17 protein-coding genes and 1 CRISPR repeat array are annotated in these 25,100 nt (G+C 59.7%); of the genes, 14 read left to right on the forward strand and 3 right to left on the reverse strand.

Features of this window, described 5'->3' with window-relative positions:
• Positions 1 to 141 precede the first annotated feature (141 nt).
• The 7 genes from cas9 (at position 142) to Q0J85_RS10425 (ending at position 12,158) form a co-directional block, all read left to right on the forward strand.
• Positions 142 to 3,201 (forward strand): type II CRISPR RNA-guided endonuclease Cas9, encoded by a 3,060-nt coding sequence (gene cas9 / locus Q0J85_RS10395; protein WP_294481185.1) that lies wholly within the window; start codon positions 142 to 144, stop codon positions 3,199 to 3,201.
• Positions 3,194 to 4,078 (forward strand): type II CRISPR-associated endonuclease Cas1, encoded by an 885-nt coding sequence (gene cas1 / locus Q0J85_RS10400; RefSeq protein ID WP_294481189.1) that lies wholly within the window; start codon positions 3,194 to 3,196, stop codon positions 4,076 to 4,078. The genes cas9 and cas1 overlap by 8 nt, the downstream gene beginning before the upstream one ends.
• A 6-nt stretch (positions 4,079 to 4,084) precedes the next feature.
• The gene (cas2, locus tag Q0J85_RS10405) at positions 4,085 to 4,411 is read left to right on the forward strand and encodes a CRISPR-associated endonuclease Cas2 (RefSeq protein ID WP_294481192.1); all 327 of its coding nucleotides are present in this window, start codon (positions 4,085 to 4,087) and stop codon (positions 4,409 to 4,411) included.
• A gap of 116 nt (positions 4,412 to 4,527) precedes the next feature.
• A CRISPR array of direct repeats spans positions 4,528 to 5,617; the repeat unit is 36 nt; unit sequence AATATAGCCTCACTCTAAAACTCTACAAGCCCCAAC.
• A gap of 133 nt (positions 5,618 to 5,750) precedes the next feature.
• Positions 5,751 to 6,746, forward strand: a complete 996-nt coding sequence (locus tag Q0J85_RS10410; protein WP_294481193.1) for a LacI family DNA-binding transcriptional regulator — start codon at positions 5,751 to 5,753, stop codon at positions 6,744 to 6,746.
• 13 nt (positions 6,747 to 6,759) lie between these two features.
• Positions 6,760 to 7,923 carry a DUF1559 domain-containing protein gene (locus Q0J85_RS10415; protein WP_294481194.1) on the forward strand — a complete coding sequence of 388 codons (1,164 nt, stop codon included), beginning with the start codon at positions 6,760 to 6,762 and terminating at the stop codon, positions 7,921 to 7,923.
• Between the two features lie 2 nt (positions 7,924 to 7,925).
• The gene (locus tag Q0J85_RS10420) at positions 7,926 to 9,494 is read left to right on the forward strand and encodes a hypothetical protein (RefSeq protein WP_294481195.1); all 1,569 of its coding nucleotides are present in this window, start codon (positions 7,926 to 7,928) and stop codon (positions 9,492 to 9,494) included.
• A gap of 3 nt (positions 9,495 to 9,497) precedes the next feature.
• Entirely contained in the window at positions 9,498 to 12,158 is a 2,661-nt protein-coding gene (locus Q0J85_RS10425) for a beta-galactosidase (RefSeq protein ID WP_294481196.1), read from the forward strand.
• A 19-nt stretch (positions 12,159 to 12,177) separates the two neighbouring features.
• Here the strand turns inward: Q0J85_RS10425 and Q0J85_RS10430 are convergent, their stop codons facing one another.
• Positions 12,178 to 12,978: a hypothetical protein gene (locus Q0J85_RS10430; protein ID WP_294481197.1), complete on the reverse strand. Its 801-nt coding sequence runs from the start codon at positions 12,976 to 12,978 to the stop codon at positions 12,178 to 12,180.
• Between the two features lie 190 nt (positions 12,979 to 13,168).
• Between Q0J85_RS10430 and icd the strand changes: the two genes are divergently transcribed.
• From icd to Q0J85_RS10445, 3 genes are all read left to right on the forward strand, one after another.
• On the forward strand, positions 13,169 to 14,419 hold the full coding sequence (icd, locus tag Q0J85_RS10435) for an NADP-dependent isocitrate dehydrogenase (protein ID WP_294481199.1): 1,251 nt from the start codon (positions 13,169 to 13,171) through the stop codon (positions 14,417 to 14,419).
• Positions 14,420 to 14,484: 65 nt separating this feature from the next.
• Positions 14,485 to 15,393, forward strand: a complete 909-nt coding sequence (locus Q0J85_RS10440) for a PTS sugar transporter subunit IIA (RefSeq protein ID WP_294481200.1) — start codon at positions 14,485 to 14,487, stop codon at positions 15,391 to 15,393.
• Positions 15,394 to 15,405: 12 nt separating this feature from the next.
• Positions 15,406 to 16,929: an ArsB/NhaD family transporter gene (locus tag Q0J85_RS10445; protein WP_294481201.1), complete on the forward strand. Its 1,524-nt coding sequence runs from the start codon at positions 15,406 to 15,408 to the stop codon at positions 16,927 to 16,929.
• A 16-nt stretch (positions 16,930 to 16,945) separates the two neighbouring features.
• Here the strand turns inward: Q0J85_RS10445 and Q0J85_RS10450 are convergent, their stop codons facing one another.
• Positions 16,946 to 18,367, reverse strand: a complete 1,422-nt coding sequence (locus Q0J85_RS10450; protein WP_294481202.1) for a glycosyltransferase family 39 protein — start codon at positions 18,365 to 18,367, stop codon at positions 16,946 to 16,948.
• A gap of 252 nt (positions 18,368 to 18,619) precedes the next feature.
• On the opposite strand from Q0J85_RS10450, the gene gap reads away from it, so the two are divergent.
• The 3 genes from gap to Q0J85_RS10465 all read left to right on the forward strand — a co-directional run bounded on the left by gap (position 18,620) and on the right by Q0J85_RS10465 (position 22,882).
• Positions 18,620 to 19,618, forward strand: a complete 999-nt coding sequence (gene gap / locus Q0J85_RS10455; protein WP_294481204.1) for a type I glyceraldehyde-3-phosphate dehydrogenase — start codon at positions 18,620 to 18,622, stop codon at positions 19,616 to 19,618.
• A gap of 95 nt (positions 19,619 to 19,713) precedes the next feature.
• The gene (gene pgk / locus Q0J85_RS10460) at positions 19,714 to 20,967 is read left to right on the forward strand and encodes a phosphoglycerate kinase (protein ID WP_294481205.1); all 1,254 of its coding nucleotides are present in this window, start codon (positions 19,714 to 19,716) and stop codon (positions 20,965 to 20,967) included.
• Positions 20,968 to 21,085: 118 nt separating this feature from the next.
• Positions 21,086 to 22,882 (forward strand): N-6 DNA methylase, encoded by a 1,797-nt coding sequence (locus tag Q0J85_RS10465; RefSeq protein ID WP_294481207.1) that lies wholly within the window; start codon positions 21,086 to 21,088, stop codon positions 22,880 to 22,882.
• On the opposite strand, the gene Q0J85_RS10470 is transcribed toward Q0J85_RS10465, so the two are convergent.
• Positions 22,867 to 23,679, reverse strand: a complete 813-nt coding sequence (locus Q0J85_RS10470; protein WP_294481208.1) for a hypothetical protein — start codon at positions 23,677 to 23,679, stop codon at positions 22,867 to 22,869. The two genes, Q0J85_RS10465 and Q0J85_RS10470, sit on opposite strands and share 16 nt — an antisense overlap.
• 443 nt (positions 23,680 to 24,122) lie before the next feature.
• Here Q0J85_RS10470 and Q0J85_RS10475 point away from each other — a divergent pair, with 443 nt between their 5' ends.
• A complete protein-coding gene (locus Q0J85_RS10475; RefSeq protein ID WP_294481210.1) occupies positions 24,123 to 25,028 on the forward strand; it encodes a hypothetical protein in 906 nt (301 codons plus the stop codon).
• Positions 25,029 to 25,100: the final 72 nt, after the last annotated feature.

The following is a 25,100-nucleotide window of genomic DNA, read 5'->3' on the forward strand; positions in this document are numbered from 1 at the left end:
GTGCGCCGAAACGGTTTTGACGCACGAAAAAACAAGTGATTAACACGAGAGAGCCAATACTTTTGAAATTGGCTCATTTGAATTATTTTTTTATTGAAAAGTCATCCGTTTACGGTAATATCAATCAGAAAGAGGGAGCGAATGGGAGTGGTCACACTGGGACTCGATCTGGGTGTCGCCTCGATCGGCTGGGCGCTGGTGAACGAGGAGAACGGAACACATAAACTGATTCACTGGGGCAGCCGGATCTTCCAGGCGGGAGTGGATGACCTCACCTCCGGGAAAGGAACCTCACGCTGTGCCGACCGCAGGCGGCAGCGGGCGCTGCGGCTGCAGTATTTCCGCCGCCGGGAGCGGAAACGGGAGCTCGTCGAAACTCTGATTGCGGGCGGGCTGCTGAAATCAGCGCCCGATCAGGCGTTTTTTCAGGAGATCGATCGGCGGCTGCTGCGGCTGTTTCCGTCGGAGGAGTTTCGGCGGAAAGCCCATCTCATCCCCTATTTCTACCGGAAACTTGCGCTTGATCAGCCGCTGAAGCCGGACGAGCTGGCCCGGGCGCTTTTTCATCTCGCCCAGCGGCGCGGATATTTGAGCAACCGCAAACAGGAGGCGAAAGATGAAAAGGAGGCGGGCGCAGTCAAATCCGGCATTCACCGGCTTAAGGAGGCGATCCGGAATTCCGGCGCCCGGACGCTCGGGGAATATTTCTGCGGGGTCGATCCGGAGGCGGAGCGGGTTCGCTGCCGCTACACCGAACGGGCGATGTATCAGGATGAGTTCCGCCGGATCTGCCGGGCGCAGCGGCATCTGATTCCGGAAGAGCTTGAGAATGCGCTCTACCGGGCGATTTTTTACCAGCGTCCGCTGAAATCGTGCCGACATCTGATCGGCCGCTGCCGGTTGTATCCGGATCTGCCGCGCTGTTCATTCGCCCGGGAGGAGGCGCAGCTGTTCCGGATTTACACGACCGTCCGGAATCTCCGGGTCGAATCCGGCGGTGTGATCCGTTCCCTGACGGAGGAGAAGTCGCGGGCGGCGGTGAAGCTTCTGAACAGTTTTTCGCCGCAGTTCAGGAAAAACGGCAGAATCACGCTCGCAAAGCTCCAGAAAGCGGTCGGTCTGACGCGCGGAGAGAAGTTCACTCTGGCCGATGAGGAGAAGGAAGTCTGCGGAAATGAATTGAAGAACATTCTGTTCCGGGCGTTCGGAGAAAAAGCCGCAACGCTCCCGCCGGAGGAACGGGAACGCTTTTTCAACGATCTGGCCTCGATCCGGAAAGAGGAGGTGTTGCGCAAACGTCTGCGAGACCACTGGAAACTGCCGGAGGAGCGGATCGACGAGGTCGCAGGTCTGGCGATGCCGGAGGGGTATTGCGCATTCTCCCTGAAAGCGCTGCGGGAACTGCTGCCGGAACTCGAAGCCGGCATCGATCTGAGCACCGTGTTGAAGTGCACGCACCCGACGGAATGCGGCGAGGAGAAAGCGGAGCTTGATCTGGTTGACCGCAGCGGCATCGATCTGCGCAATCCGGTCGTGCACCGGGTGTTGACGGAGCTGCGGCGGACGGTCAATGCGCTGATCGGCCGTTACGGCAAACCGGACCGGATCCGGATCGAACTCTCGCGCGATCTCAAATCCACGGGCCGCGAGAGGGAGCTGGCCTTGAAACGAAACCGCGACCGCGAGAAACTCCGGGCGGCGGCTGCGGCCCGGATCGCGGAAGAGGCCGGAATTCAGAATCCGTCCCGCAATGACATTCTGAAACTTCTGCTCGCGGAAGAGTGCAATTTCGAGTGTCCCTATTCCGGAGAGCATTTTGAGATCGGGGATCTCTTCAGCGGTCGTCTGGAGGTCGAACACATCATCCCCTATTCGCGCTCGTTCGATGATTCATTTTTGAACAAGACGCTCTGTCTGCGGGAGTACAATGCGCGGAAAGGAAACCGGACGCCTTACGAAGCGTTCGGCGGCAGCGATGAATACGAGGCGATGCTCGAACGGGTTGCCCGTTTCAAAGGGAGTGCGGCGGAGCGGAAACTCGAACTCTTCGAGATGACGGAAGTGCAGCCCGAAGAGTTTCTCGCCCGCAATTTGAACGACACCCGTTACGCGAGCAAACTTGCGGTGCAGTATCTCGGGCAGCTGTACGGCGGCGTTGTCGACCGGACGGGGAAGCAGCGGATTTTTGCGACTTCCGGCACCTGCACCGCGCTGATCCGCCGGGCGTGGGGCGGCAATCATCTGCTGGGCGAGGGGGAGAAAGTCCGGGACGATCACCGGCACCATGCGATCGACGCGCTGACGATCGCGCTGACGACGCCGGAGATGGTCCGGTGGGCGGCGGGGCTTTCGCCGGAGGAGCGCCGCAGGATGCTCGAATCGAAAGAGTTTGCGGACAACGAACTCTTCCGACAGGCGAAGAGCCGGCTCGATCAGATCGCCGTTTCACACCACGTGGTCAACAAACTGCGGGGCGCGCTGCATCAGGAGACGTTCTACAGCCGGGATTTCCGCCCCGGAACCGGAGAGCGGCATATCCGGATCGCCCTGGATGCGCTCCCGGTGAAAGAGCTCGGGAATATCGTCGACGCCGCAGTGAAGAGGGCGGTTCTGAGCAAGCTCGGCGTGACGGACCCCGGCGCCGCGACGGAAGCGATGTTGAAGCAGTTCAAGGATCCGGCGAATCTCCCGGTGATGCGGGATCGCGCCGGCAATGTCGTCAACACGATCCGGAAAGTCCGGGTGCGCCGGTCACAGCAGACCCGGACGATCGGCCGGGGTGACGGCCGCCGCGAGGTTGCCAACGGCGAGAATTATGTTCTGGCGATTTTCGCCCGGCTGGACGACCGGGGCAACGAAGTCGCCTGGGAGGGAGAGATCGTTTCGCTTCTGGACGCCGTTTTGCGGCACCAGCGCGGGCTGCCTCCGTTCGAGCGCGAACGCCCCGGGATGAAATTCAAATTTTCGCTGCAGAAAGGCGACATCGTCTCCTGGAAACGCGACGGCCGGGAGCTGCTCTGTGTCATCCGCGGGGTTTCGCTGCCGCAGTTTTCCTGCGTGGCCGTCAACGATGCGAGAATGCAGAAAGAGATTAAGGCTGCAAAAGCGTGGTATACGCCGACGGTGACGGCGGCATTCAACGGCGGCATGAAGAAGTACAACATGAATCTCTTCGGGGAGCTGCAGCGGGCCAATGACTGACCGGATCGTGGAGATTGCGGATACGGCGGCACACCTTTCGCTGGAGAATCACCTGCTGAAAATCCAGCTGCCGGACGGGAGGTCGTCCACGCTTCCGGTTGCGGAACTGCAGTGTTTGATTCTCGCCAATCCGGCGGCGACGGTCACCGGGGCGCTGCTGGCCGAGCTTGCCGCGGCGGGCGGTGTGGCGGTGATCTGCGGCCGGGACCGCCTGCCGGCGGCCATGCAGCTGCCGCTGAACGGCAACTATGTTCAGAGTGAACGGTTCCGGGCGCAGGCGGACGCCTCTTTGCCGTTGCGCAAACGCCTGTGGCAGTGCGTGGTGAAAGAGAAGATCCGTCGGCAGGGGGCGCTGTTGCGGGAACTGCATGGAGACGATTTCGGTCTGGCGAAACTCAGTGCGGCGGTCAACTCAGGCGATCCGGAGAATCTGGAGGGGAGAGCCGCTGTGATCTACTGGAAAAATCTGTTTTGCACACCGTTTCTGCGTGACCGGGAGAGCGCGGACAACAATCTGCTGCTGAACTACGGTTATGCGATTTTGCGGGCGATGGCGGCCCGGGCCTGTTGTGCGGCGGGATTGCATCCGACGCTGGGGATTCACCATCACAATCGTTACGACTCCTGCTGTCTGGCGGATGACCTGATGGAACCGTTCCGCTGCGTGATTGACCGGAAAGTTGCGGAACTGAATCCGGAGAATGCCGCAGTCGGGGAGCTGACCCGGCCTTTGCGGGCGGAACTGCTCCGGGCTTTGCTTGAGAGACGGGAGACCCGCGCTGGGGAGGAGTGGAGGATTTCCGATCTGTTGCGGAGTTCCGCTCAGCAGTTGGCGGAGTCGTTTTTGAGCGGAGAAATGAAACTGAACTATCGTTGACGGAAGATGATTTCGAGGATCAAATCCATGTGGTTGATGGTCATGTTCGATCTGCCGGTTGTGACGAACGCGGAGAAACGGGAGTATGTGCGTTTCCGGAAGTATCTGCAGAAAGAGGGATTCATGCAGCTGCAATATTCCGTTTACGCCCGGTTCTGCGCCTCACGGGAGAACACCCGGAAATACTACCGTTATATCGGCGGGGCGGTTCCTCCCGGGGGATATGTCCGTCTGGTGGCGATTACGGACAAGCAGTTTGGCGAGATGGTCTCTTTCTACGGCAAGCGGCGAAAGAAAAACGAAGAAAAGCCGGAACAACTGTTGTTGTTTTAGTCCGGTTTTCAGTCGGAAAAGCGGGGATTTTCGCGTTCCGTCCACCGGATTTCAATCGTTTTTTTGAGGATATGCCATATTGAAATCGTTGCCAATCAAAATATTATGGCAGATGCAATATAGCCTCACTCTAAAACTCTACAAGCCCCAACAAGGAAGAAAGAAATGAGCAACAACAGCAAAATATAGCCTCACTCTAAAACTCTACAAGCCCCAACATCTTCTCTTCGATCTCATTCAGACTGTAAATATAGCCTCACTCTAAAACTCTACAAGCCCCAACTGATTTATAATGATGTAATATAATTGATATAAATATAGCCTCACTCTAAAACTCTACAAGCCCCAACGACAAACGAGTTCGGAAGCACGGGCATCAGAATATAGCCTCACTCTAAAACTCTACAAGCCCCAACCTCGGCGAGGATTCGCCTCTGCCGAATGGAATATAGCCTCACTCTAAAACTCTACAAGCCCCAACATCGCAAAGCAAAGCAAGAAACAGGTTGAAAATATAGCCTCACTCTAAAACTCTACAAGCCCCAACTCAAGTTTTGTTCTTGAAATGTTATTATTAATATAGCCTCACTCTAAAACTCTACAAGCCCCAACAGAGGGTGTAACATGAACATCGCCGAACCGAATATAGCCTCACTCTAAAACTCTACAAGCCCCAACTTTTTTCGGAGTTGCTCCATCGTCGTTGAAAATATAGCCTCACTCTAAAACTCTACAAGCCCCAACGGGTCGATAATGCCAAGCTGCCCCCAGGGAAATATAGCCTCACTCTAAAACTCTACAAGCCCCAACCGCGTGCGGTAGTACGTGTTATGCAGGACGAATATAGCCTCACTCTAAAACTCTACAAGCCCCAACGGAATTGTGATTCCAGCTACTGTTTCCGTCAATATAGCCTCACTCTAAAACTCTACAAGCCCCAACCGTCTGAATCCAGCCTCCCGCACGAGCTCGAATATAGCCTCACTCTAAAACTCTACAAGCCCCAACAACACCTCATCCGGAAGAACCGACTGGATCAATATAGCCTCACTCTAAAACTCTACAAGCCCCAACTTCAACGGGTGGGATAGTGATTCCCTCGTTAATATAGCCTCACTCTAAAACTCTACAAGCCCCAACCGTCTGAATCCAGCCTCCCGCACGAGCTCGAATATAGCCTCACTCTAAAACTCTACAAGCCCCAACCCGCTGTTAAGACCGCTCTCGGGTTTATGCTCTTTTTTCAGAAATTTTCCGTTTTGCTCTTGACAAAATCAAACCGGTTTGCTATAATATAATCAAACCGGTTTGATTTTTGATTGATAAGGCAGGAGTGACGATGAACGGGCATGTGACGATCGCCGATGTGGCGAACCATCTGGGAGTCTCCAAAAGTACGGTCTCCCATGCGCTGAGCGGCAAACGCCGGATCAGCGCCGAAGTCCGCAGCCAGGTTATGCGGGCGGTCAAGGAACTCGGTTATCGCCCGAATTTCGCCGCCCGCGTCATGAACACCCGGAGAACCGGTCTGGTCGGCGTCCTCGTCGACAGTTTGAACACCCCTCACAATACCGCCCTCCTCGAAGAGTTCGGACGCGCGTTCTCTTCCCATTCGATCCAGATGGTGCTCGGCACCACCGACCGAATCGAGGACGGACGCTCCCTGCTCGCAAAGTTCCGCAGCGGTATGGTCGACGGCATCCTGAATACCCTGCCGGAACTCGACGCCGATGACGCTCAGGAGCTCGCCGGCGGCATCCCGGTCGTCACTTATCGCCGTCATCGGGAATCTCCGCTCGTAATCGATTTTGCCGCCGGGGCACGGACCGCTCTGGCCCACTTGTTCAAACTCGGTCATCGCCATATCGCGATCATTCCCTCGGAGAGTCGCGCGCAGAACGGGCTGCCCGATCCGTGCCTTACCGCCTACTGCGAACAGATGGCGCTTATGGGGATTCCCACGCGGATCTTTCAGGCGCCGGGCGGGACGCTGCAGGCCGGATATGAGGTTGCCGATCAGCTGTTTGCGAGTGAAGCAACCGCCGTTTTCGCCGGAAACGACGGGGTGGCCGCCGGGCTGATCCGCCGCGCCATCGAACGCGGAATCCGTCTGCCCGAACGCATGTCGATCATCGGTCACGACGATTCTCCGATCGCTGTGGTCACGTTCCCGGCGCTGACTACGCTGCGGCTGCCGCTCCGCCCCATCGCAGCCCATACGGTTCAGGTGCTGATGCATGCGATCGATCCGGCAGAACCCATGCCGGAGCCGCTCACGATTATTCCGGAACTGATCGTCAGAGGCTCGAGTACGAATTTCAATAACCCGCAATAAGGAGAACCGGGAGATGATGAGAAATTTTTTCAAACTGATCGAATTTCAGGTCGTTACCAGTTGTCGGAAACCCAGTGCCCGCCTGATTTCCGCCGCGCACCCCATTCCCGCGCCCGGCAGTAGAAGAGAGGGGTTCGGGGGAGAGAAAGCGGCTCGTAAGAGCGCGTCTCTCCCCGTACCAACCAACCATCAAACATCCCATCGGCCGATCATCGCCCCGCAACAAATTCTCCGCTCGGCAAGCGGCGAAGTGGAGCAAAAACGCGAAGAAATCTTTCCGCAGAAAAGCGGGAAGAGCCGTTCGCGTTTTTGCGGCTCTTTCTCCCCGCGCCGGCCGACCGCAGCCGAGTCCGACTCCGACCCGTACGCGGCACCGGCACCTTGCCGGACGCCGGGGGTGCGGGGGGCGGCGGACACGCCCCCAGCCGCCCACGGCCAAGCAACGCTCCCCAACGAGGCATCTTGCCGGCCGCAGGGGGTGCGGGAGGCGGCGGACACGCCCCCAGCCGCCCACGGCTCTGTGACGGGAAAGGCGGCATTTACGCTTATCGAGCTCCTTGTGGTGATCGCGATCATTGCGATTCTGGCGGCGATGCTGTTGCCGGCGTTGAATCGGGCGCGCGAATCTGCGCGGTCAAGCCGCTGCACCAACAATCTGAAACAGCTCGGGCTGGCGGGAGCGATGTACGGAAACGACAACAAAGTGCTTCCCGGTCCCTATTACCAGAAAAACGCCGCCACGGCGATCACCCACTGGAAGTTGATGCAGGAGCAGAATTATCTGCAGCCGTCGGATGTGTTCAACTGCCCCGGCTGGGAGCCGACGAGTTATGACATCAATGATGAGTTTGCGGATTACGCCACGTATGGTGTGATCTCCTATGAATGGTGGGCGAATCCATTCTGGAGTGTCCGCATGGATAACCCGATGATTCCGGAAAATCAGCGTCGTTCGCCGGCCGTTTACATGATTTACGCCGACAGTGTATCGCTGGTCGATTTCAGACAGAACGTTCTGGTCTACGCTTATCCCAACGGGGGCATGACCAACAATCTGACCCGGCACAGTCATTCGGGTCGGGCGAACGGGGCCTTTCTCGACGGGCACGTTGACGGGAAGACCGTAGCGGAACTTCTCAATGAGTACGGATTTGAACAGGTGTTCGGCGGGCAGTGAAGATGAAACCCGCATTGATCGATGACCGTATCAGCCGGGCTCTGGCGCAGCGCGCCCGGCGGGAACTCCGGGAGACGTTCGGAATCGCCTGCGAGATTGATTTCGGGGACACTTTTCTGAATGCGCTTTTCTGGGGCTCTCTGAAATCTCTCGCCGACCGGGTCGATCCGACCGGCTTCTGCCAGACCAGTTACGGCGAAGAGAACAATATCAAATGTTACGGCACAAGTCATTATCCGCGCGATGCGGCCGAGGCGGCGGGAGTGCTCGCCTCGGTCGGGCTGGCGGAGCTCGGGACGCGCATTCTGCGTTTCAGCCTGGAGCATGTTCCGGAGGGGCAGTATTATCTGCCGCACGTCTATCGCCGGGACGGTTCCATCCGCGCCAATACGATTCAGGTGGATACGCCGGGCCACCTGGCGCGGGCATTGGAACGCTGTGTCCGGCAGACCGGGCCGGAGGCCGGAAATGAGGTGCTCTACCGGCAGCTGTGCGGAATCTGCCGCGGCACCTGGGCGCGCCATTATCATCCGGAGTTTCAGCTGCTCGATGCGGGCAACTACAATGAACAGGGGTTCGACGGGAGCAGGGAACGATTGCTGGATCTTTTCACCAACACCGCCATGCACAGCGGGCTGGCCGCGCTGGGCCGGGTCGCCGCGGAGTTCGGAGATGATCGTGCCGCAGAGGAATTTGCGGAATGCTCCGAGCTGCTTGCTTCCGGTATCGAGGCCCGGCTCTTCGATCCGGAATGTGGATTTTACCGCAGCGCGTACTCTCTTCATCGCGGCGGTTTCATGCCGGAGGAGAACTGGATCATTCTCTACTGCCGCCGCTGGTATGCCGGACGGCCCGAGGCGTGGGAAAACGCCTATGAGCGGCTGCGGACCGAGAGCGCGATCCGCTGGGACACTCATACGCTGGTGACCGGGGAGACTCCCGGACGGCGTTTCATGCTGCTCGGCAAATTTTTTGCCCGGCAACTTGGATATTTTGCGGAAACCGGGCGCGCGAGCGAGTTGCGGGACGGGTTTGCGTTTCTCCGGGAAACGGTTCGGAGACCCTCCAATCTCTACCCGGAATGGTGGTTTCATCACCGTCCCCGCGAACTCTCCGGATACATCCGGGATTTTCTCGCCGATCACCGGGATCTCTGGTGTGCGTATACCGAAGATCCGGAGGGGGATTACACCGTCGACAGCGGAAATTGCGAACAGACAGCGGTCTTTCTGCAGGAGATGTTCGACCGGATTCTGGGCGTCTCGTTTCCGGGGGGAGAGCTCCGGCTTCAGCCGGTTCTGCCGGATGGGGGCGGTTGCGGAGAACTTCCGGTCGGACATGGGGAGACCATTTCGTTCCGATTCGATGGAACGCGGCTCGAACTTCAGTCCGGAGTGACGCGGGAGGTGGAAATCGCACTCCCGGTTTGGACGCGGAAACCGGCGGCAGTCATCGTCAACGGGCGACCGGTGGAAAGTCGGCGGATTGCCGGGCGGGAGTTTGATACGCTCCGGTTCATCTGTCCGCCGGGAGAGGAGGCCGTTTCAATTATGGTGAAATCTGGAGAATAGAAGATGAATCGTTTGTTTCGATGGGTGCAGCGGCTGTTTCTGGCGGTGACGCTGCCGGGGATATTTTCTCTTGCCGCGGGCGGATTGCTCGACTTCCGCCCTGCCGGGACGGGGAATTTTCCGCCTGGTCGGACGGTGTTCCCGGTGTCGACGTTCCATCATGAGGGAGGCCCGCTGACCATTGCGCTGGAATTTCAGCCCGCGTTGCCGCACACCTGGCTGCTGCTGGACGGGAATCTGCTGCTGATTCGTGACGCTTCGGGTGACGAAGTGCTGAAACTCGATCTCGTCCGCCGCGGCCGCTTCCGGCTGCAATCCGGCGGCATGACGCGGATCTCCTGGCCGCTGCTCGATGAGATCGGACATTTTCCGCTGCGGTTGATCTGGGGGAATGACGGAATCAGGCTGGAGATGGAGGGGCGGACCTGGGTTCAGCTCGACAGCGGCGACCTCCCGCCCGGCGAGTATTCCATCGCGCTGGCGCAAACCGTGAGCGGAATTCCCGGGGCGTTCGGTCACTATCGGCAGCTGACGGTGTCCGCCGGAGAGCCGGCCACGCCGGTGCGTCTGCCGGATTTCCCCGAGCGCGGCCCTGAGTTCGCCCGGCTCGCCGAAGTCGATCGGCGGCTGCTGGCGGATCCGGCCTTTGACTTCCCGCTGACGGTGCCCCCTGCGGAATTCAACCGTGACGAGGCCGGCCGGGCCGCGATCCGGATCGCGCTGGACTCCTTGTGGAAGCGGATTCACATCGGACGGCGGGAAAACTTCGGAGTTTATCTTGACGCTCTGGAGGAGGAGGCCGCCCGGCTTGCGGCACCGCATGAGCCGGAGCCGTCGATTCCGCTTGAAAGTGCCGGATTTGAGCGGTTCTTCTCGCCGGATGATCGCGGGTTTCACTTCGGATTCATCGGCTGGGAGCTCGGGAACTATGCGCCGGAACTCGCCCGGCTCGGGTGCGATCTGGTGTCCGATTCGGTCTGGCCGGCACAGTTGATGTTTCCGGACGGAACATTCAATGCGGCGCATTACCGCAGTCGCACCCTGCCGTCGCTGCGGCGGCTCGGATTTTACGGGATCGGGGTCGATATGCTGGTCGCCCCTTATTCGCCGCCCTTTCTGCTGCACAAACATCCGGAGTGGACCGGTTCGTATGAGGAGGGCAGAGTGGCGGGACACGGGTTTCTGAGTGCTTCCATCATTCATCCGGATTACCGGGCAATGTGCAGAACCTATCTGGATCATCTGATTCCGCGTCTCGGCGGAGAGTCGAATGTGGTCTCCATCTGTCTGGACAACGAACCCGGTTATGAGGATTACTCGCCGGCGATGCAGGCGCGATTCCGGGATTTTCTGCGGAGACGGTACGGCACCGTGGAGGAAGTGAACCGTTCCTGGGGGAGTTCATACGCCGATTTTCCGGAGATTACGATCTCCCGCAGGGAGGCGATGGACAGGACGCGGAAAAACCGGTTTTACGACTGGAGTCTGTTCTGTGCGGAGGTCGGAACCGCACATCTGCGCGAACTTCACGAAACCGTGCGGAAATCCGTCGCCCTTCCCACCCATGTGAAAGTGCTGCCGTGGGAGTTCGGCCATACCTGGATCGACAGCGACTCGAAAGAACGCGATGAGGCGGAAGTCCCGGACGGCATCGACCGGCTCGCGATCTCCGGTTTCAGCGATCTGATCGGCACGGACGCCTACGCCGACCGGTATTCCCGGGAGGGAACATTCGCAGCCAACACCATGTATCAGTCGCTCTATTACGATCTCGTCTCCGGCAGCGACCGCGGGAAAGCGCTCTTTGACAGCGAATGGCATATCGCGGCCATCGACGCCCGGACGCCGCCGGAATATCTCGAAATGGTGATGCAGCAGAATGTGATGCACGGTTTGCGGGCGGGATCGATCTGGGTGATGAGCCCGAGTGTCGACCGCTTCGACATCGCCAGCGACGTGCCGCTGATGATCCGTTATGCCCGGACGGCGGCGCTGATTCGGCATTTTTCCGGAATTTATCGGGCACTGGCGGACCGGCCCCGACCGATCGCATTGCTTTACAGCCGGAAAAGCCGTCTGCTTTGCGGCGATCAGTCGATGCATTCTCTTCAACGCCTTTACGAGGCGTCCCTCTTTTCGGGTCTGGGGATCCGGGTGGTGGATGAGAGGCAGCTGGAATCGGGCGGGCTGGACGGCGTGCGCGCGCTGGTCGCCGTTGATGTCCCGGCCGTGGAGGAGGGAACCTCGCAGGCGCTGCGCGATTTCTGCCGCGGCGGCGGTCTCTTTGTCCGGATCGGGGCATGGGGCGGAGACGACATCCCCGGTGAGATCCGGCACAACCGGACCGATGATCCGGGCAGACTCCGGGAAATCCTCTCGGAAGCCGCTTCCCGCATCGGGGCGCTGCCGGAGATCCGGGTCTGCGGACCCGACGGACTTCCGGTCACAGGTGTGGAGTTCCACACGGTCCGGCAGGCCCCTTACGGGCAGCTGCTGTTCGTCGCGAACAATTCGACCGCTCCGCAGAATCTGGTGATTCACGGCGCCCGGAGGATCCGCAATCTGCATACCGGTGAGAGCAGCGGCAGCCGCATCACGTTGCCGGTTCTCGGAACACTTCTCGCCGTCGTCGAAGAGGAGATGGACGCGCAAGGCGGGCGTTGACTGAGGCGGATCTCTGCTTTTACCAGTTGAAAAACGGCATCCAGCGCAGCAGCCCGGTTTCGGAGTAGTTCACGAGTCCGATCTGAAAGCCGGGCGCGCTCTTGCTGTTGTAGAGCCCGAGCTGGAACACCCTGCGGTCCACGCTGTAGTTTTCCAGCCCCGTCTGCACGACGAATCCGGGGCGCACCCCGCTCGGTTCACGGTCGGGATCTTCGAGCGGTGCTCCGGTCACATTGAAAAGCGCAAGCTGCAGGCCGCTGCCGTATTCCGCCTGATTCAGCAGTCCCGCGAACTGGACTCCGTTCGCCGTCGTTGTGAGATTTCCGAATCCCGCCGCCTGAAAACCGGCGAGATCGGTCGCGCTGTTGACGAGTCCTGCGAGCTGAACCCCGTTGCAGGTTTCCGCGGTATTCGCTCCGGCGGCCGCCTGTGCGGTGGCAAGCTGCCACGCCGCATTCACGAATCCGAGTTGGAGTCCGGTTTGACTCTGCACTTCGCCATACCATCCGGCCCAGAGTCCGTGCACACTCTGTCTGGAGAAATCTTCCCCGAAAAAGCCGAACCCGATTCCGCCGAAATACTCCCCCTCCGATACACCGGTCAGGCTGATTCCGACCGTGCCGGGACGGCTTGCCGCCGAAGTGTCGGAGATGTAGATTCCGATGCGCGGCGGCCACTCGAACGAGGGGCAGCTGCTGCCGCATGACTCCGTCGATGTCGGCTCCGCGGCCGATGTGGAGGCCGGTGCGGGCTGCTCCGCTGCAAATACAGTCAATCCGGCCATCGCGGCCGCGAACATGAGGACGTTCCATTTTTTCATGGTATTTTCTCTCCCGGAAAGGGTTGCCGGCTATTATCTTCCATATCATAATCCGTTTTTTCCGGAATGCAAGGCGCAAAGCGCGCGCGGATGGAAAAAGTTCGGAGTTCGTGAATGTTCCAACTTGCAGATCGAGTCCCGCGGCTGTATATTATAATGAGCGACTTTTAGCAATGCAGGGGAGACTGAAATGTCCTATCAGAAGATCAAAGTTCCGGCGGGAGAGAAAATTACCGCCGATGCCGCGGGCCGACTCCAGGTGCCGGATCAGCCCATCATCGGGTTTATCGAGGGCGACGGCATCGGGCCGGACATCACGGCCGCGTCGATGCGGATCTGGAATCGCGCCGTGGAGAAAGCGTACGGAAATCGGCGCAAAATCGCCTGGATGGAGCTCTTCGCGGGCGAGAAAGCCAACAAGGTCTACGGCGAGGAGCTGTGGCTGCCGGGTGAGACTGTCGATGCGATCCGCGAGTACCTCATTGCAATCAAGGGGCCGCTTACGACACCGGTCGGCGGCGGCATCCGTTCCCTGAACGTCGCACTGCGTCAGGAGCTCGATCTCTACGTCTGCCTGCGGCCGGTCCGCTACTTCAACGGTGTGCCCTCTCCCGTGAAACATCCTGAAAAGACCGATATGGTCGTCTTCCGGGAGAACACCGAGGACATCTACGCCGGAATCGAATGGAATGCCGGGACTCCGGAGGCGAAGAAAGTCATCGATTTCCTGCAAAACGAGATGGGGGTTCGGAAAATCCGCTTCCCGGAGAGCTCCAGCATCGGCGTGAAACCGGTCTCGATCGAGGGCAGCGAACGGCTGATCCGTGCGGCGCTCGACTATGCGATCGCGAACAAGCGCCGCAGCGTCACGCTGGTCCACAAGGGGAACATCATGAAGTTCACCGAGGGCGGCTTCAAGAACTGGGGATACGACCTCGTGCGGCGCGAGTATGCCGACCGCGCCGTCGTTGCGGCGGACTGCGACTGGAAGGCTCCGGAGGGGAAGATCCTTGTGAAGGATTGCATCTGTGACGCATTCCTGCAGCAGATCCTGACCCGCCCGGACGAGTATGACGTGATTGCGACGCTGAATCTGAACGGCGACTACGTTTCGGACGCGCTCGCGGCCTGCGTCGGCGGGATCGGCATTGCGCCGGGGGCGAACATCAACTATACGACCGGCCATTCGCTCTTCGAGGCGACCCACGGAACCGCGCCGAAATACGCCGGGCTCGACAAGGTCAACCCGAGTTCGCTGGCGCTCTCCGGCGAGATGTTGCTGCGCCACATCGGCTGGGTTGAGGCGGCGGAACTGGTGAGTCGCGGCATCGAGCGGGCGATTTCCGACCGGGTGGTGACTTACGACTTCGCGCGGCTGATGGAGGGGGCGACCGAGGTGAGCTGCTCGGGGTTTGCCGAGGCGGTGGTCAACCGCATGTGAGATGGAGTCCGGGGGGCATAGAGCTCCCCGTTTAACCTTAAGCAACAACGGAAAGTGAGTATAAGATGAAGCTGGTATCGATTCTGAATGAAGAGCTGATCTTTACGAACGTCAACGGCGTGAGCCGTTCCGGTATTTATGCGGATATGCTCAAGAAAGCCCAGGCGGTTCTCGGCAGCCAGATGGACATCGACCGGATCGTCTCCGGCATGCTCGAGCGGGAAGATACGCTGCAGATTCCTTATGAGGGATGTGCGATGCCGCATCTGCGTGCGCCGGAGTTCGATGATCTCTACATCATTATCGGGGTGCTGCCGAAGCCGGTGCATTTCAAGGAGTGCGATGTTTCACCGTGCAATCTGGTGGTGATGTCGCTGATCTCGCAGGACACGAGCGACCTTTATTTGAAGTCGCTCTCGGCGATGGTGCGTTATCTGTCGCAACCGGGAAACCTCGAGAAGCTTTCCGGCGTGAAGAGCGCGGCGGAATTTCTCGAAGTGCTGCGTGAGGCGAATGTGACGGTCCGGAGCAACCTTGTGGCCGAAGATGTGATGGTCACGGGCAAGTGCGTTCTGCATGAGGGCGATACGCTTTCGACGGCTCTCGACTGTTTCAGCCGTGGCGACAGCAGCACGATTCCGGTGCTCGATGCGAACGACCGTCTGGTCGGGGAGCTCGAGGCAATGGATATCTTGAAGAATTTTATTCCGGAGTACATTTTCCGGATGGAGAATCTCGATTTTCTCACGAGTTTCGAGCCGTTCAACCGGATTTTCCAGGAGGAGAATCAGCACGTGGTGCGCGACTACATGCGAGCACCCTCGCTTACGGTTCATCCGGAAACCCCGTTGATTCAGTTTACCGTGAAGATGGTGAAGAATGAAGTGCGCACCTGCTTCGTCATCGACGCCGACAACAAATATATCGGTGAAATCATGGTCAAGTATATTGTCAAAAAAGTTCTGCGCGGATAAGAGTTGTCACCTATGGAACATTCGACCCTGATTTTCTGGATAGGTACGATCATTTTTATCGGGACCTATGTTTTGATTGCATCGGAGAAGGTGCATAAAACGGTTGCGGCATTGCTCGGTGCGATGCTTATGCTGATTGTGATTCTGCCGGGGCCCGGCCACAGTGGAGGTTCCCACGAGGAGGCCGCGGAACCGGTTGCGGTGGAGGCTCCCGCCGCTGTTGCGGAGCAGGTCCCCGCCGCCGTTGCGGAGCAGGCCGCCGGAGCGCAGGCGAAAGCCGCGGAAGCGCTCGCCGAGACTGAACAGGCGCTGGCGGACGCGACCGGTCCGAGTGAAATCGAACGAAAGGCCGGGCTTTACGACAAGCTCGACACGTTCGCCCGCTATTCGAACTTCGACGTGGTGTTTACGCTTGCGGGCATGATGCTGCTTGTGAATCTGCTCTCTGGAACGGGACTTTTCCAGTACGTGGCGATCCGCTGCGCGAAACTGGCGAGGGGACTGCCGATCCGGACGATGATTCTGCTTGTATTTGCGACGGCGTTTCTCTCGGCGTTTCTCGACAATGTGACGACGATTCTGCTGGTTGCGCCTGTGACTCTGCTCGTCTGCAACGAGCTCGACGTGCCGCCGGTGCCGTTTCTGATGGCAGAGACGATGGCGTCGAACATCGGCGGAACCGCGACGCTGATCGGCGACCCGCCGAACCTGATCATCGGTTCGATTGCGGATCTGAACTTCATGGATTTCCTTATGAATCTCACTCCGTTCATCCTCGTGCTGATGGTGATCTACTGCATCTGTCTCTGGGTTTACTACTCGAAGCGGATGCGCGTGACGGTCGAGAAGCGCGCGCTCATCATGGAGCTCGACGAGCGCGCGGCGATCTCCGATCGCAGCAATCTGATTCGCGGCGGAATTGTGATGATTCTGACGATCCTCGGCTTCCTCGTGCACGGCGCGGTCGGGCTGCAGCCCTGCGTGGTGGCGATGTCGGGTGCCGCGCTTGCGCTGTGTATCTGCAAGGTCGATGTGGACCATGCGTTGGAGAAGATCGAGTGGAGCACGCTTTTCTTCTTCATGGCGCTGTTCATCGTCGTCTGCGGAGCGTCTGCCTGCGGACTCATGGACAAGATCGGCAGTTTCCTGTCGTTGATGGAGGGATGGCCGGTTCCGGTGGTGGTGCTCGTCATCATGTGGATCAGCGCGATTGCCGCGGCGGTCATGAACAACGTTTCGTTCACTGCGGCGATGGTGACGGTTGTGGCGACGTTCATCAGCGCCTCGCCGGCGTTCCGCGGCAGCGAAGCGTGCAGCGATCTGCTCTGGTGGGGGCTGGCGCTGGCGGTCTGCCTCGGCGGCAATGCGTCTCTGGTCGGTGCGGCGGCGAACCTCGTGACGGTCGGCATCGCCGAAAAGAACGGTCACAGCGTGAGTTTCACGGGCTTCCTGAAATACGGCGTGCCGGTGGCTGTCGGCAGCATGGTGCTTGCCTCGGTCTATATCATGGCACGTTACTTCCTCTTCTGCGCGTAACGTGGGAGAGTCCGGCTCACGCCGGATTCTGCGGCGCTGCTCCCTGCGGGGCGGCGTCGTTTGTTTTTTTCAGGAGTCGTTTCAGGAGCCGCCCGAGTGCGGGCAGCTGCATGGCGGCCATGATCGCGAGGAACGGCAGCGCCGGAATCTGGTAACGCGGCGCGACGATCGGACCCGGCAGAAAGAAGTAATACTCGACGAATGCGAGGAAGAGGAAGATCCAGTACCAGTTCCGCCGGAGATGAACAACCCAGTCGATGAGTTTCCAGGCTGCCAGCAGATAAGTCGCCAGCGTGATCCCGAGCAGCGGAACGACGGGCAGCAGCACCCAGAGTTTGCCGCCGAAATAGTGGTTGACCGCCGCAAAAAGCCCCTCTTTCTGCATGACGTCCATGGTGCCGCGCCCGGCGCTGGTGACGCCGAGGATCTCGAAGAAAGTCGGCGCGTCTGGCAGCAGGATGTGCGGTCGGAAGTGCTGTGGCAGCCATGCGAGCGGATGGGCGAAGATGAGTTCCCGGAATTTCTTCAGCCGGTAATCGCTGCGGCTTTTGAGGTCGGGATACTTCGCCGTGTCGGCGAATTCGACTTCGAGTTCGGCGAGGATCTTCGCCTTTTCGGCCTCGAAGCTCGTGTCGTTGACTTTGGCCAGGAGCATGGCTCCGTTCTGATGATACATGGCGCCGGTGTTCGTATCGATCGACCAGCCCGCGCCGAGGGAGGCGTTTCGTCCCATCCACGGCAGCAGCGGGAGCAGGAAGAGCGCGGTTCCGGCAAGGGCACCTGCGAGTTTTCGTCTCCAGTCGAGCTCCGGCGTGACGGCGAGCAGAAAGAGCGCCGGGAGAATCCAGACCGAATTGATCGGGCGGATCAGCGCACCGACTCCGGCGAGAAAGAGCGCGAGCGCGAAAAAACGGATGTCGTGTTTTCGGTAAAACATTCCGTAGCAGACAAGTACGATGGCGGCGAGAAGTCCGAACAGCGTATCCGAGAGCAGCATCGGCGACTGGGCGATCATCGTCAGGTTCAATCCGGTGAGCGCGCATGCCCACAGCCCGGTGCGGCGGTCGGCCCAGACCGTCCCTGCCAGGTAGACCGCCAGCGGAATCAGCGCCCCCGTGATGATGAGTGCGAGAACGAGAGCAACGGTGTTCTCCGCCCCCGCGATCCGGAAGACGAGAGAGGCGAAGAACGGGAATCCCGGTGCCCGTCCGCAGTTCGGAGCGCCGCCGGGTTCGTCGAGATAGCGGCCGTCGACGGCGAGGACGCGCGCGGGCCCGAGATATCCCGGGGTGTCGGGGCGCGAAAAGCATGTTTCCGGATCGCTGCAGAGTCCCGGCAGGGCGACCGCGAGTCGCAGCAGAAAACCCGCGGCGAGAAGCACGAGCAGCGCGCGGTTGTCGCGCAGAACGCGCCGGATCAGGGCGGAATCGAATTTCATCGGCATGATCTCCGTTGGATTTGTTTCTGCCGCCGGGTCTGGCGTCAGCCTGGTGCCGGCGGAAATTTCCGTGTTTACTATAGCACGAAAAAAGGTCCGTGCCATGCGGAAATCCGTCAAAGAGGGGGAAACTGCCGCAAAAGAGGGGAATTAAGTTGTTGAAGCGTTTGACATTTCAGAAAAGCGGGTTATATTTCAGATACATCGATATTTTTATACTTGACCCCTAACATCAACTAAAGGAACGTCAAAATGATCAAAGTTGGTATCAACGGTTTCGGTCGTATCGGTCGGATGGTTTTCCGCGCCGCAGTCCAGAATTTCAGCAATGACATCGAAATTGTCGGGATCAACGACCTGCTCGATCCGGACTACCTCGCCTACATGCTGAAGTATGACTCGGTTCACGGCAAATTCGACGCGGAGATCGCGGTCGAGGGCAATATGCTGATCGTCAACGGCAAGAAGATCCGCCTGACCGCCGAGAAGAGCCCGGCTGATCTGAAGTGGAACGAAGTCGGCGCGGAAGTCGTCGTCGAGTCCACCGGCCTCTTCCTGACCGAAGAGCTTGCGAAGCAGCACATCGCCGCCGGCGCGAAGAAAGTCATCATGTCCGCTCCGTCGAAGGACGCGACCCCGATGTTCGTCTACGGTGTGAACCACAAGACCTACGCCGGCCAGGCGATCATCTCCAACGCCAGCTGCACCACGAACTGCCTGGCGCCGATCTCCAAGGTTCTCGATGACAAGTTCGGCATCGTCCGCGGCCTGATGACGACCGTCCATGCCGCCACCGCGACGCAGAAGACCGTCGACGGCCCGTCCAAGAAGGATTGGCGCGGCGGCCGCGGCATCCTCGAGAACATCATCCCGTCCTCGACCGGTGCTGCCAAGGCGGTGGGCAAGGTTCTGCCGCAGCTGAACGGCAAGCTGACCGGTATGTCGATGCGCGTTCCGACCTCCGACGTCTCGGTCGTTGACCTGACCGTCGAGCTCAAGACGCCGGCCTCCTATGAAGAGATCTGCAAGGCGATGAAGGAAGCCAGCGAGGGCGAACTCAAGGGCGTTCTCGGCTACACCGACGAGTGCGTGGTTTCCACCGATTTCCGCGGCGAAGCGAAGACCTCCGTCTTCGATGCCAAGGCGGGCATCGCGCTGGATCCGACCTTTGTGAAGGTCGTTTCCTGGTATGACAACGAGTGGGGCTACTCCAACAAGGTTCTGGAGATGGTCCGCGTCATCGCCAAGTAATTACATCTGAATGTAATTCCCTGAAAGGGCGGGTGGTAATAGGCCGCCCGCCCTTTTTGCAGCAACATGTCACCAACCTATGAAGGGGAAATATCATGAATAAGAAAACTCTTCGCGACGTCGATCTCAAAGGCAAGCGCGTCGTTATGCGCGTGGATTTCAACGTTCCGATCAAAGACGGGGTCATCAAGGATGATACCCGGATCAAGGGTGCGCTCCCGTCGATCAAATACGTGCTCGACAACGGCGGCAGCCTCGTGCTGATGAGCCACCTCGGCCGTCCGGCGGAAAAGGGATACGAGGCTGATTTCAGCCTGAAGCCGGTCGCGGAATATCTGTCGAAGCTGCTCGGCAAGCCGGTCGTGTTTGCGCCTGACTGCGCGAATGCCGACAAGGAAGTCGCCGCGATGAAGCCCGGCGACGTGGTCATGCTCGAAAACACCCGCTTCTACGCCGAGGAGCAGGGCAAGGTCAAGAAAAAGGACGACATGACCGACGAGGAGTACAAGGCGAAGAAAGCCGCGATGAAAGAAAAGCAGCTTAAACTCGCGGAGAAACTCGCTTCTTACGGTGACATCTACTGCAACGACGCATTCGGCACGGCGCACCGCGCCCACGCCTCGACCGCGGTCATCACGAAATTCCTGACCCCGGCGGTGGCTGGTTTCCTGATGGAGAAAGAGATCGCCTACCTCGGCAGCGCGGTGGAGAATCCGGTTCGTCCGTTCGTGGCGATTCTCGGCGGTGCGAAAGTTTCCGACAAACTCGCCGTGGTCAAGAATCTGCTCTCCAAAGTTGATACGCTCATCATCGGCGGCGGCATGGCCTACACGTTTCTGAAAGCGCAGGGGCACAACGTCGGCAACTCGCTCTGCGAGCTCGACCAGCTTGACTATGCCAAAGAGATGATTGAGAAAGCGAAAGAGCTCAAGGTCAACTTCCTGCTGCCGATCGACAACGTCGCGGCGGACAAGTTCGACGCGGAAGCGAATACGCAGATCGTCGGTGACGACATTCCGGACGGCTGGATGGGTCTGGACATCGGCCCGAAGACCGTTGAGCTCTATTCCGAGGCGATTAAGAATGCGAAGACCGTGGTCTGGAACGGACCGATGGGCTGCTTTGAAATGCCGAAATTCGCGAACGGCACGTTCGGAATCTGCAAGGCCGTGGCGGAAGTCAAGGCCAACGGCGGAGTTTCGATCATCGGCGGTGGCGACAGTGTTTCGGCGGTGAACAAGTCTGGTCTGGCTGAGAAGATGAGCCATATTTCGACCGGCGGCGGTGCTTCGCTCGAGTATCTCGAGGGCAAGGAGCTCCCCGGCGTGGTGGCGCTCTCCGACAAGTAAGGTGGGGGGAGCGGGCACTGCCCGAATCCACGGAAAGCGGTTTTTGCGGAATGCGAAAGCCGCTTTTTTTATGCCGATCCGGTTGATTATTTTCACAGGACGTGATATGATAGGCGGCATGGAAAAGAAAACAGAACTGATCTCCCTGCGGGAGGTGGCGATTCGTCTCGGCGTCTGCCGGGCGACGGTGCACAACTGGGTGCGCCTCGGGCTGCTGACTCCGGCGCAGGTGACGCCTTATCGGTTTGCGCCGGAGGCGGTCGCGGCATTTCGCCGTGACGGCGGAGGAGAAAAATTGACCCGCAGGGCGAATAAGAGCCGTTCTGCGGCGCGGCTGGCGCGGGGACGGTATCGAAAGAGCGTCAAGTGCTTCCGGTCGCTTCATCTCGCTCTGGAGAACGCCATGTATGCGGCCGCGTTGAAGCGATTGGCGGCTGCGGGAGAGGCGGAATACCGGGAGGAAGATGGAACGTTTCGCTTTGGGCGCAGATCGGTGTCAGAGGTGATGGAGACCTGGCGGCTGCGGTTGAAAAGCGCTCCGGACGGACGGCTGTTCCGGTTCCTGCAGTCGCTGCCCGGGATGCAGGACGACGAATCGCTCGGAGAACTTTATCAGGCGCTCTCTTCGATCGGTCGCCGCGCGCAGGGCGGAACCTATTATACTCCGACCGCGCTTGTGGACGAATCGCTGTCATCCGGGCGCGGGGCGGAGCGTTATCTCGATCCCTGCTGCGGCAGCGGGCACTATCTGGTGCGGGCCGCGGTCGTACTCGGGCTGAGGCCGGAACAGATTTGCGGCATCGACTGCGATCCGATCGCGGTGGAGCTTGCGAAGATCAATCTGCTGCTTGCCTTTCCCGGGGAGGAGTTCGCGCCGCGGGTTTTCCGCGGGAATGCGCTGTCCGGCCGGATGCTGCGGGCGGAGTATGGGAGATTCGACCTGGTTGCGACGAATCCGCCGTGGGGCGGGGCGGCGGCGGAGGGGGAGGAGAGTTTTGCGCTCTTCATCCGCCAGGCGCTGCGTTTTCTCAAGGAGGGCGGCAGGATGTCATTTCTACTGCCGGAGGCGGTGCTGAACATCGCCGCGCATGCTTCTTTGCGGCGCAGGTTGCTGGAGTCGTGCCGGATCGACACGATTGAGCTGCTGGGTCGTTGTTTCCCGGGGGTTTTTACGCCGGTGGTGCGGATCGATGCGGTCCGGGCTCCGGCGCCCGCGGGGCACAGCATCGTGATTCTGCGTGAGTCCGGGCGGGAGGAGCGTGCGCAGCATCGCGTGGCGGAACGGGCGGACTGCGCCATCGAAACCGGAGTGACTGCCGGGGAACGGGAGATCGTGGACAAGATTTTCCGGCGGGGCGGAATTACGCTCTCCGGGAATGCGGACTGGGCGCTCGGAATCGTAACCGGGGACAACGCCCGGCTCCTGACGCATGAGCCGGAACCGGGTGCGCAGCCGATTCTGCGCGGCTGTGACATTCAGCCGAATCATCTTCGGGAGCCGCATTGCTATCTGCGGCCGGGAAAACTGCAGCAGAGCGCGCCGTTTTGCTGTTATCGTGCCGTTCCGAAACTGGTCTACCGTTTTATTGCGACGCGGCCGGTTTGTGCGGTCGATCGCGGGGGGACTCTCACGCTGAACAGTGCGAATGTGCTGATTCCCCGGCTGCCGTTCTGGCAGGCTGAACTTGTGGCGCGCTACCTGAACTCCCGGCTGATCGGATTTCTGTACGTCAAGAGGTTCGGCACCTGCAAGATTCTACGGAAAGATCTCGGCGAACTGCCTTTCCCGCAGCTCTCCGGAGCGGAGGCGGCCGCATGGCTGGCGGCTCCTGACCCGGAATTTGAGACTCTGATCGCACGCTGGTTCGGTCTGACCGGGGCGGAAATGCGAATCGTTTCTCAAGGGTTGCCGTAGATGCAGAGGATTGTGAAGTAATCTGCGCAGACGGTGTCGGGCAGCATGGCCAGCGGAGCGTCGGCGGGGTTTTGAAACTCCGGCCGGAGGATCGGGAAACGGGCGGCGAGTGCTGCCGGATCGCTTCCCGGCAAAGCCACCCTGAGCCGGAGTTCCGCGCCGCCGCGCCGCCGCAGCGGCGAGAGCGAATCGAGTTCCACTTCGACCGGTTTGCGCAATCTGCGTTGAAGATACTCTCCGGCAGAGCGTTCGAGTTCGAGCAGCGGCAGTCGTTTCTCTTCGACCAGGAGGTCGCCGATGGCGGGGGCATCGTCAGCATGAAAACAGGACTCGAGCAGATCCAGTTCCGCCGAGAGGAACATGATTCCGTTCAGGACGGGGATTCCGAGCAGCCGTTCGGGTTCAAACAGCGTGCCGAGCGGCGCACTCAATTCGGCAAGTGCGATGCGCGATCCTCCGGGCAGGTCGATTCTGCACCCGTTTTTCGGGAGTTTGCCCGGGAACTTCCGGAACCAGCTTCTGAACTCGTCGGCGCGGCAACTGCGTCCCCACAACGTGAATTCGAGCCGGAGCTTCCCCGGGGTGCTCATTCGGCGGCAGGTCTGGAGGGCGAGAGCGAGGCCGACCTCATCCGGCTCGAGGACGCCATAGTGGATGCGTTCATATTCCGGAACGATCCGCTGATGGGAAAATCGATCGATCAATGCCCGTTCCACCGTCAGGACATTGACGGCCCTTTCCGCATGGCTGCAGAGAGCGGCGGGAATTGATTCAAGAGGATTCGTTTCGTTTTGCATGACAGGCTTTCTCCGTTATTTCCGGCCTTGCCGGCCGTTGATTGCGTTCCCGGTCCGGTTCGTTCCCGGTATCCGGATGATTCCCGTTTTTCCGGCGCGCCGTCGGAAACGGGAGTTGACAAAGCTTCTACTGAATCGGGAAATTTGTCAACTTTTCCCCTCAGGATACCCATTCCCGGCTCGATCCTGTACCGGCTTGGACCAAACTGCAAGATAATCGTTTCCCGGCGCATTTCAACTGGAAGCGGAGTTTTGAAAAAAAGAAAGTGTCTTTTCCTGTTCCGGAAATATGACGGGGAAGTGACGGAAAAGTGACGGACTATCCGATTTTGAGGGGAATCAGCGGATTTTTTCCGGGAAACACAATATTCCGGCTCGCCGCGGCGTTATCTGTGCAAAGGCCCGGTGGAGGGGCCCGAAACAGCAGAAGAGAGGTGGTAATTATGACTGGAAAATGGACATTGCCGTTGGCCGCACTGGCTTTCTCGCTGACCGTGACACCGTTCTCCGCGTTTGCCGCGGAGGGGGATGCGCCGCCGCCGCCCGGCGAACAGCAGCGGCCGGAAGAACTCCCGCCGCCGCCCGGAGACCGCCCCCGCCCGGGAAAACCGCTGCCGCGTCCGGGACGGGAGAGGCGTGGACCCGGATTGAGCGAGGAGCAGCGCATGAAGCTCGAAGAACTCAATCGCAGGATTGCGGAAGCGCTCGCCGCCTACCGCGCGGAGCCGAACGATTCGACGAAAGCCGCCCTGAAAGAGCGGATCACCGAGCGGTTTGAATTGCAGCAGATGTTCGCGATCGAACGGGTCGAAAAGATGCTCGCCCGCGAGAGAGAGCGACTCGAGAACAAGGATCAGGAGATCGATCGCCAGCTTGAGCGTCTGCTTCGTCCCAGCTGGGAAAAACCGCAGGGGCCGCCGCGTGCCGAACATATGCGTCCGGAAGAACGCCGTCGCCCGGACGGAAAACGTCCGGAGCCGGGGCGCCGGGAAGCCCGCGGACCGTTCGGAAAAGTCTTGACTCCGGAAGAGGGACGCGAGGCCCGCGAGATCACGCTCGCACTCCTGAAAGCCGAAGCCGTCACCCCTGAAGTGACCGCGCAGATTGAGTCGCTCCGGGCAATTTATGAGAGAGCGCTCGAGCGGCAGCGGGAGGAACTCAAGGCGGCGCAGACTGCCGGGGAGAAGGAAAGCGAAAAACGTGTGGAAGCTCTGGAGCGTTCCGTCCGGTTCCTGACCCGGGGTGTGGAATCCATGAAGCAGCCGGAGAAGTTCCTGGAACAGCTCAAGCAGCGGGCCGAACGCCGCAGGGAACCCGACGGCGCGAAACGCCCCGAAGAGAAGGAGTGATTCTCTGCGGAGAAGAACGTACGGCGGAATCGAAAACTCCGGTTCCGCCGTTTTTCGTCCGAATCGGAGCGG

Origin of the sequence: uncultured Victivallis sp. (genome assembly GCA_944389935.1) — a bacterium.
GTDB lineage: Bacteria > Verrucomicrobiota > Lentisphaeria > Victivallales > Victivallaceae > Victivallis.

Coding starts and splice junctions, on each gene's coding strand:
- Q0J85_RS10420 (WP_294481195.1), top strand. CDS start 7,926: ATGAAACCCGCATTGATCGATGACCGTATCAGCCGGGCTCTGGCGCAG.
- Q0J85_RS10430 (WP_294481197.1), bottom strand. CDS start 12,978: ATGAAAAAATGGAACGTCCTCATGTTCGCGGCCGCGATGGCCGGATTG.
- pgk (WP_294481205.1), top strand. CDS start 19,714: ATGAATAAGAAAACTCTTCGCGACGTCGATCTCAAAGGCAAGCGCGTC.
- gap (WP_294481204.1), top strand. CDS start 18,620: ATGATCAAAGTTGGTATCAACGGTTTCGGTCGTATCGGTCGGATGGTT.
- Q0J85_RS10445 (WP_294481201.1), top strand. CDS start 15,406: ATGGAACATTCGACCCTGATTTTCTGGATAGGTACGATCATTTTTATC.
- Q0J85_RS10470 (WP_294481208.1), bottom strand. CDS start 23,679: ATGCAAAACGAAACGAATCCTCTTGAATCAATTCCCGCCGCTCTCTGC.
- Q0J85_RS10410 (WP_294481193.1), top strand. CDS start 5,751: ATGAACGGGCATGTGACGATCGCCGATGTGGCGAACCATCTGGGAGTC.
- cas1 (WP_294481189.1), top strand. CDS start 3,194: ATGACTGACCGGATCGTGGAGATTGCGGATACGGCGGCACACCTTTCG.
- Q0J85_RS10415 (WP_294481194.1), top strand. CDS start 6,760: ATGATGAGAAATTTTTTCAAACTGATCGAATTTCAGGTCGTTACCAGT.
- Q0J85_RS10425 (WP_294481196.1), top strand. CDS start 9,498: ATGAATCGTTTGTTTCGATGGGTGCAGCGGCTGTTTCTGGCGGTGACG.
- Q0J85_RS10465 (WP_294481207.1), top strand. CDS start 21,086: ATGGAAAAGAAAACAGAACTGATCTCCCTGCGGGAGGTGGCGATTCGT.
- icd (WP_294481199.1), top strand. CDS start 13,169: ATGTCCTATCAGAAGATCAAAGTTCCGGCGGGAGAGAAAATTACCGCC.
- cas2 (WP_294481192.1), top strand. CDS start 4,085: ATGATTTCGAGGATCAAATCCATGTGGTTGATGGTCATGTTCGATCTG.
- cas9 (WP_294481185.1), top strand. CDS start 142: ATGGGAGTGGTCACACTGGGACTCGATCTGGGTGTCGCCTCGATCGGC.
- Q0J85_RS10450 (WP_294481202.1), bottom strand. CDS start 18,367: ATGAAATTCGATTCCGCCCTGATCCGGCGCGTTCTGCGCGACAACCGC.
- Q0J85_RS10440 (WP_294481200.1), top strand. CDS start 14,485: ATGAAGCTGGTATCGATTCTGAATGAAGAGCTGATCTTTACGAACGTC.
- Q0J85_RS10475 (WP_294481210.1), top strand. CDS start 24,123: ATGACTGGAAAATGGACATTGCCGTTGGCCGCACTGGCTTTCTCGCTG.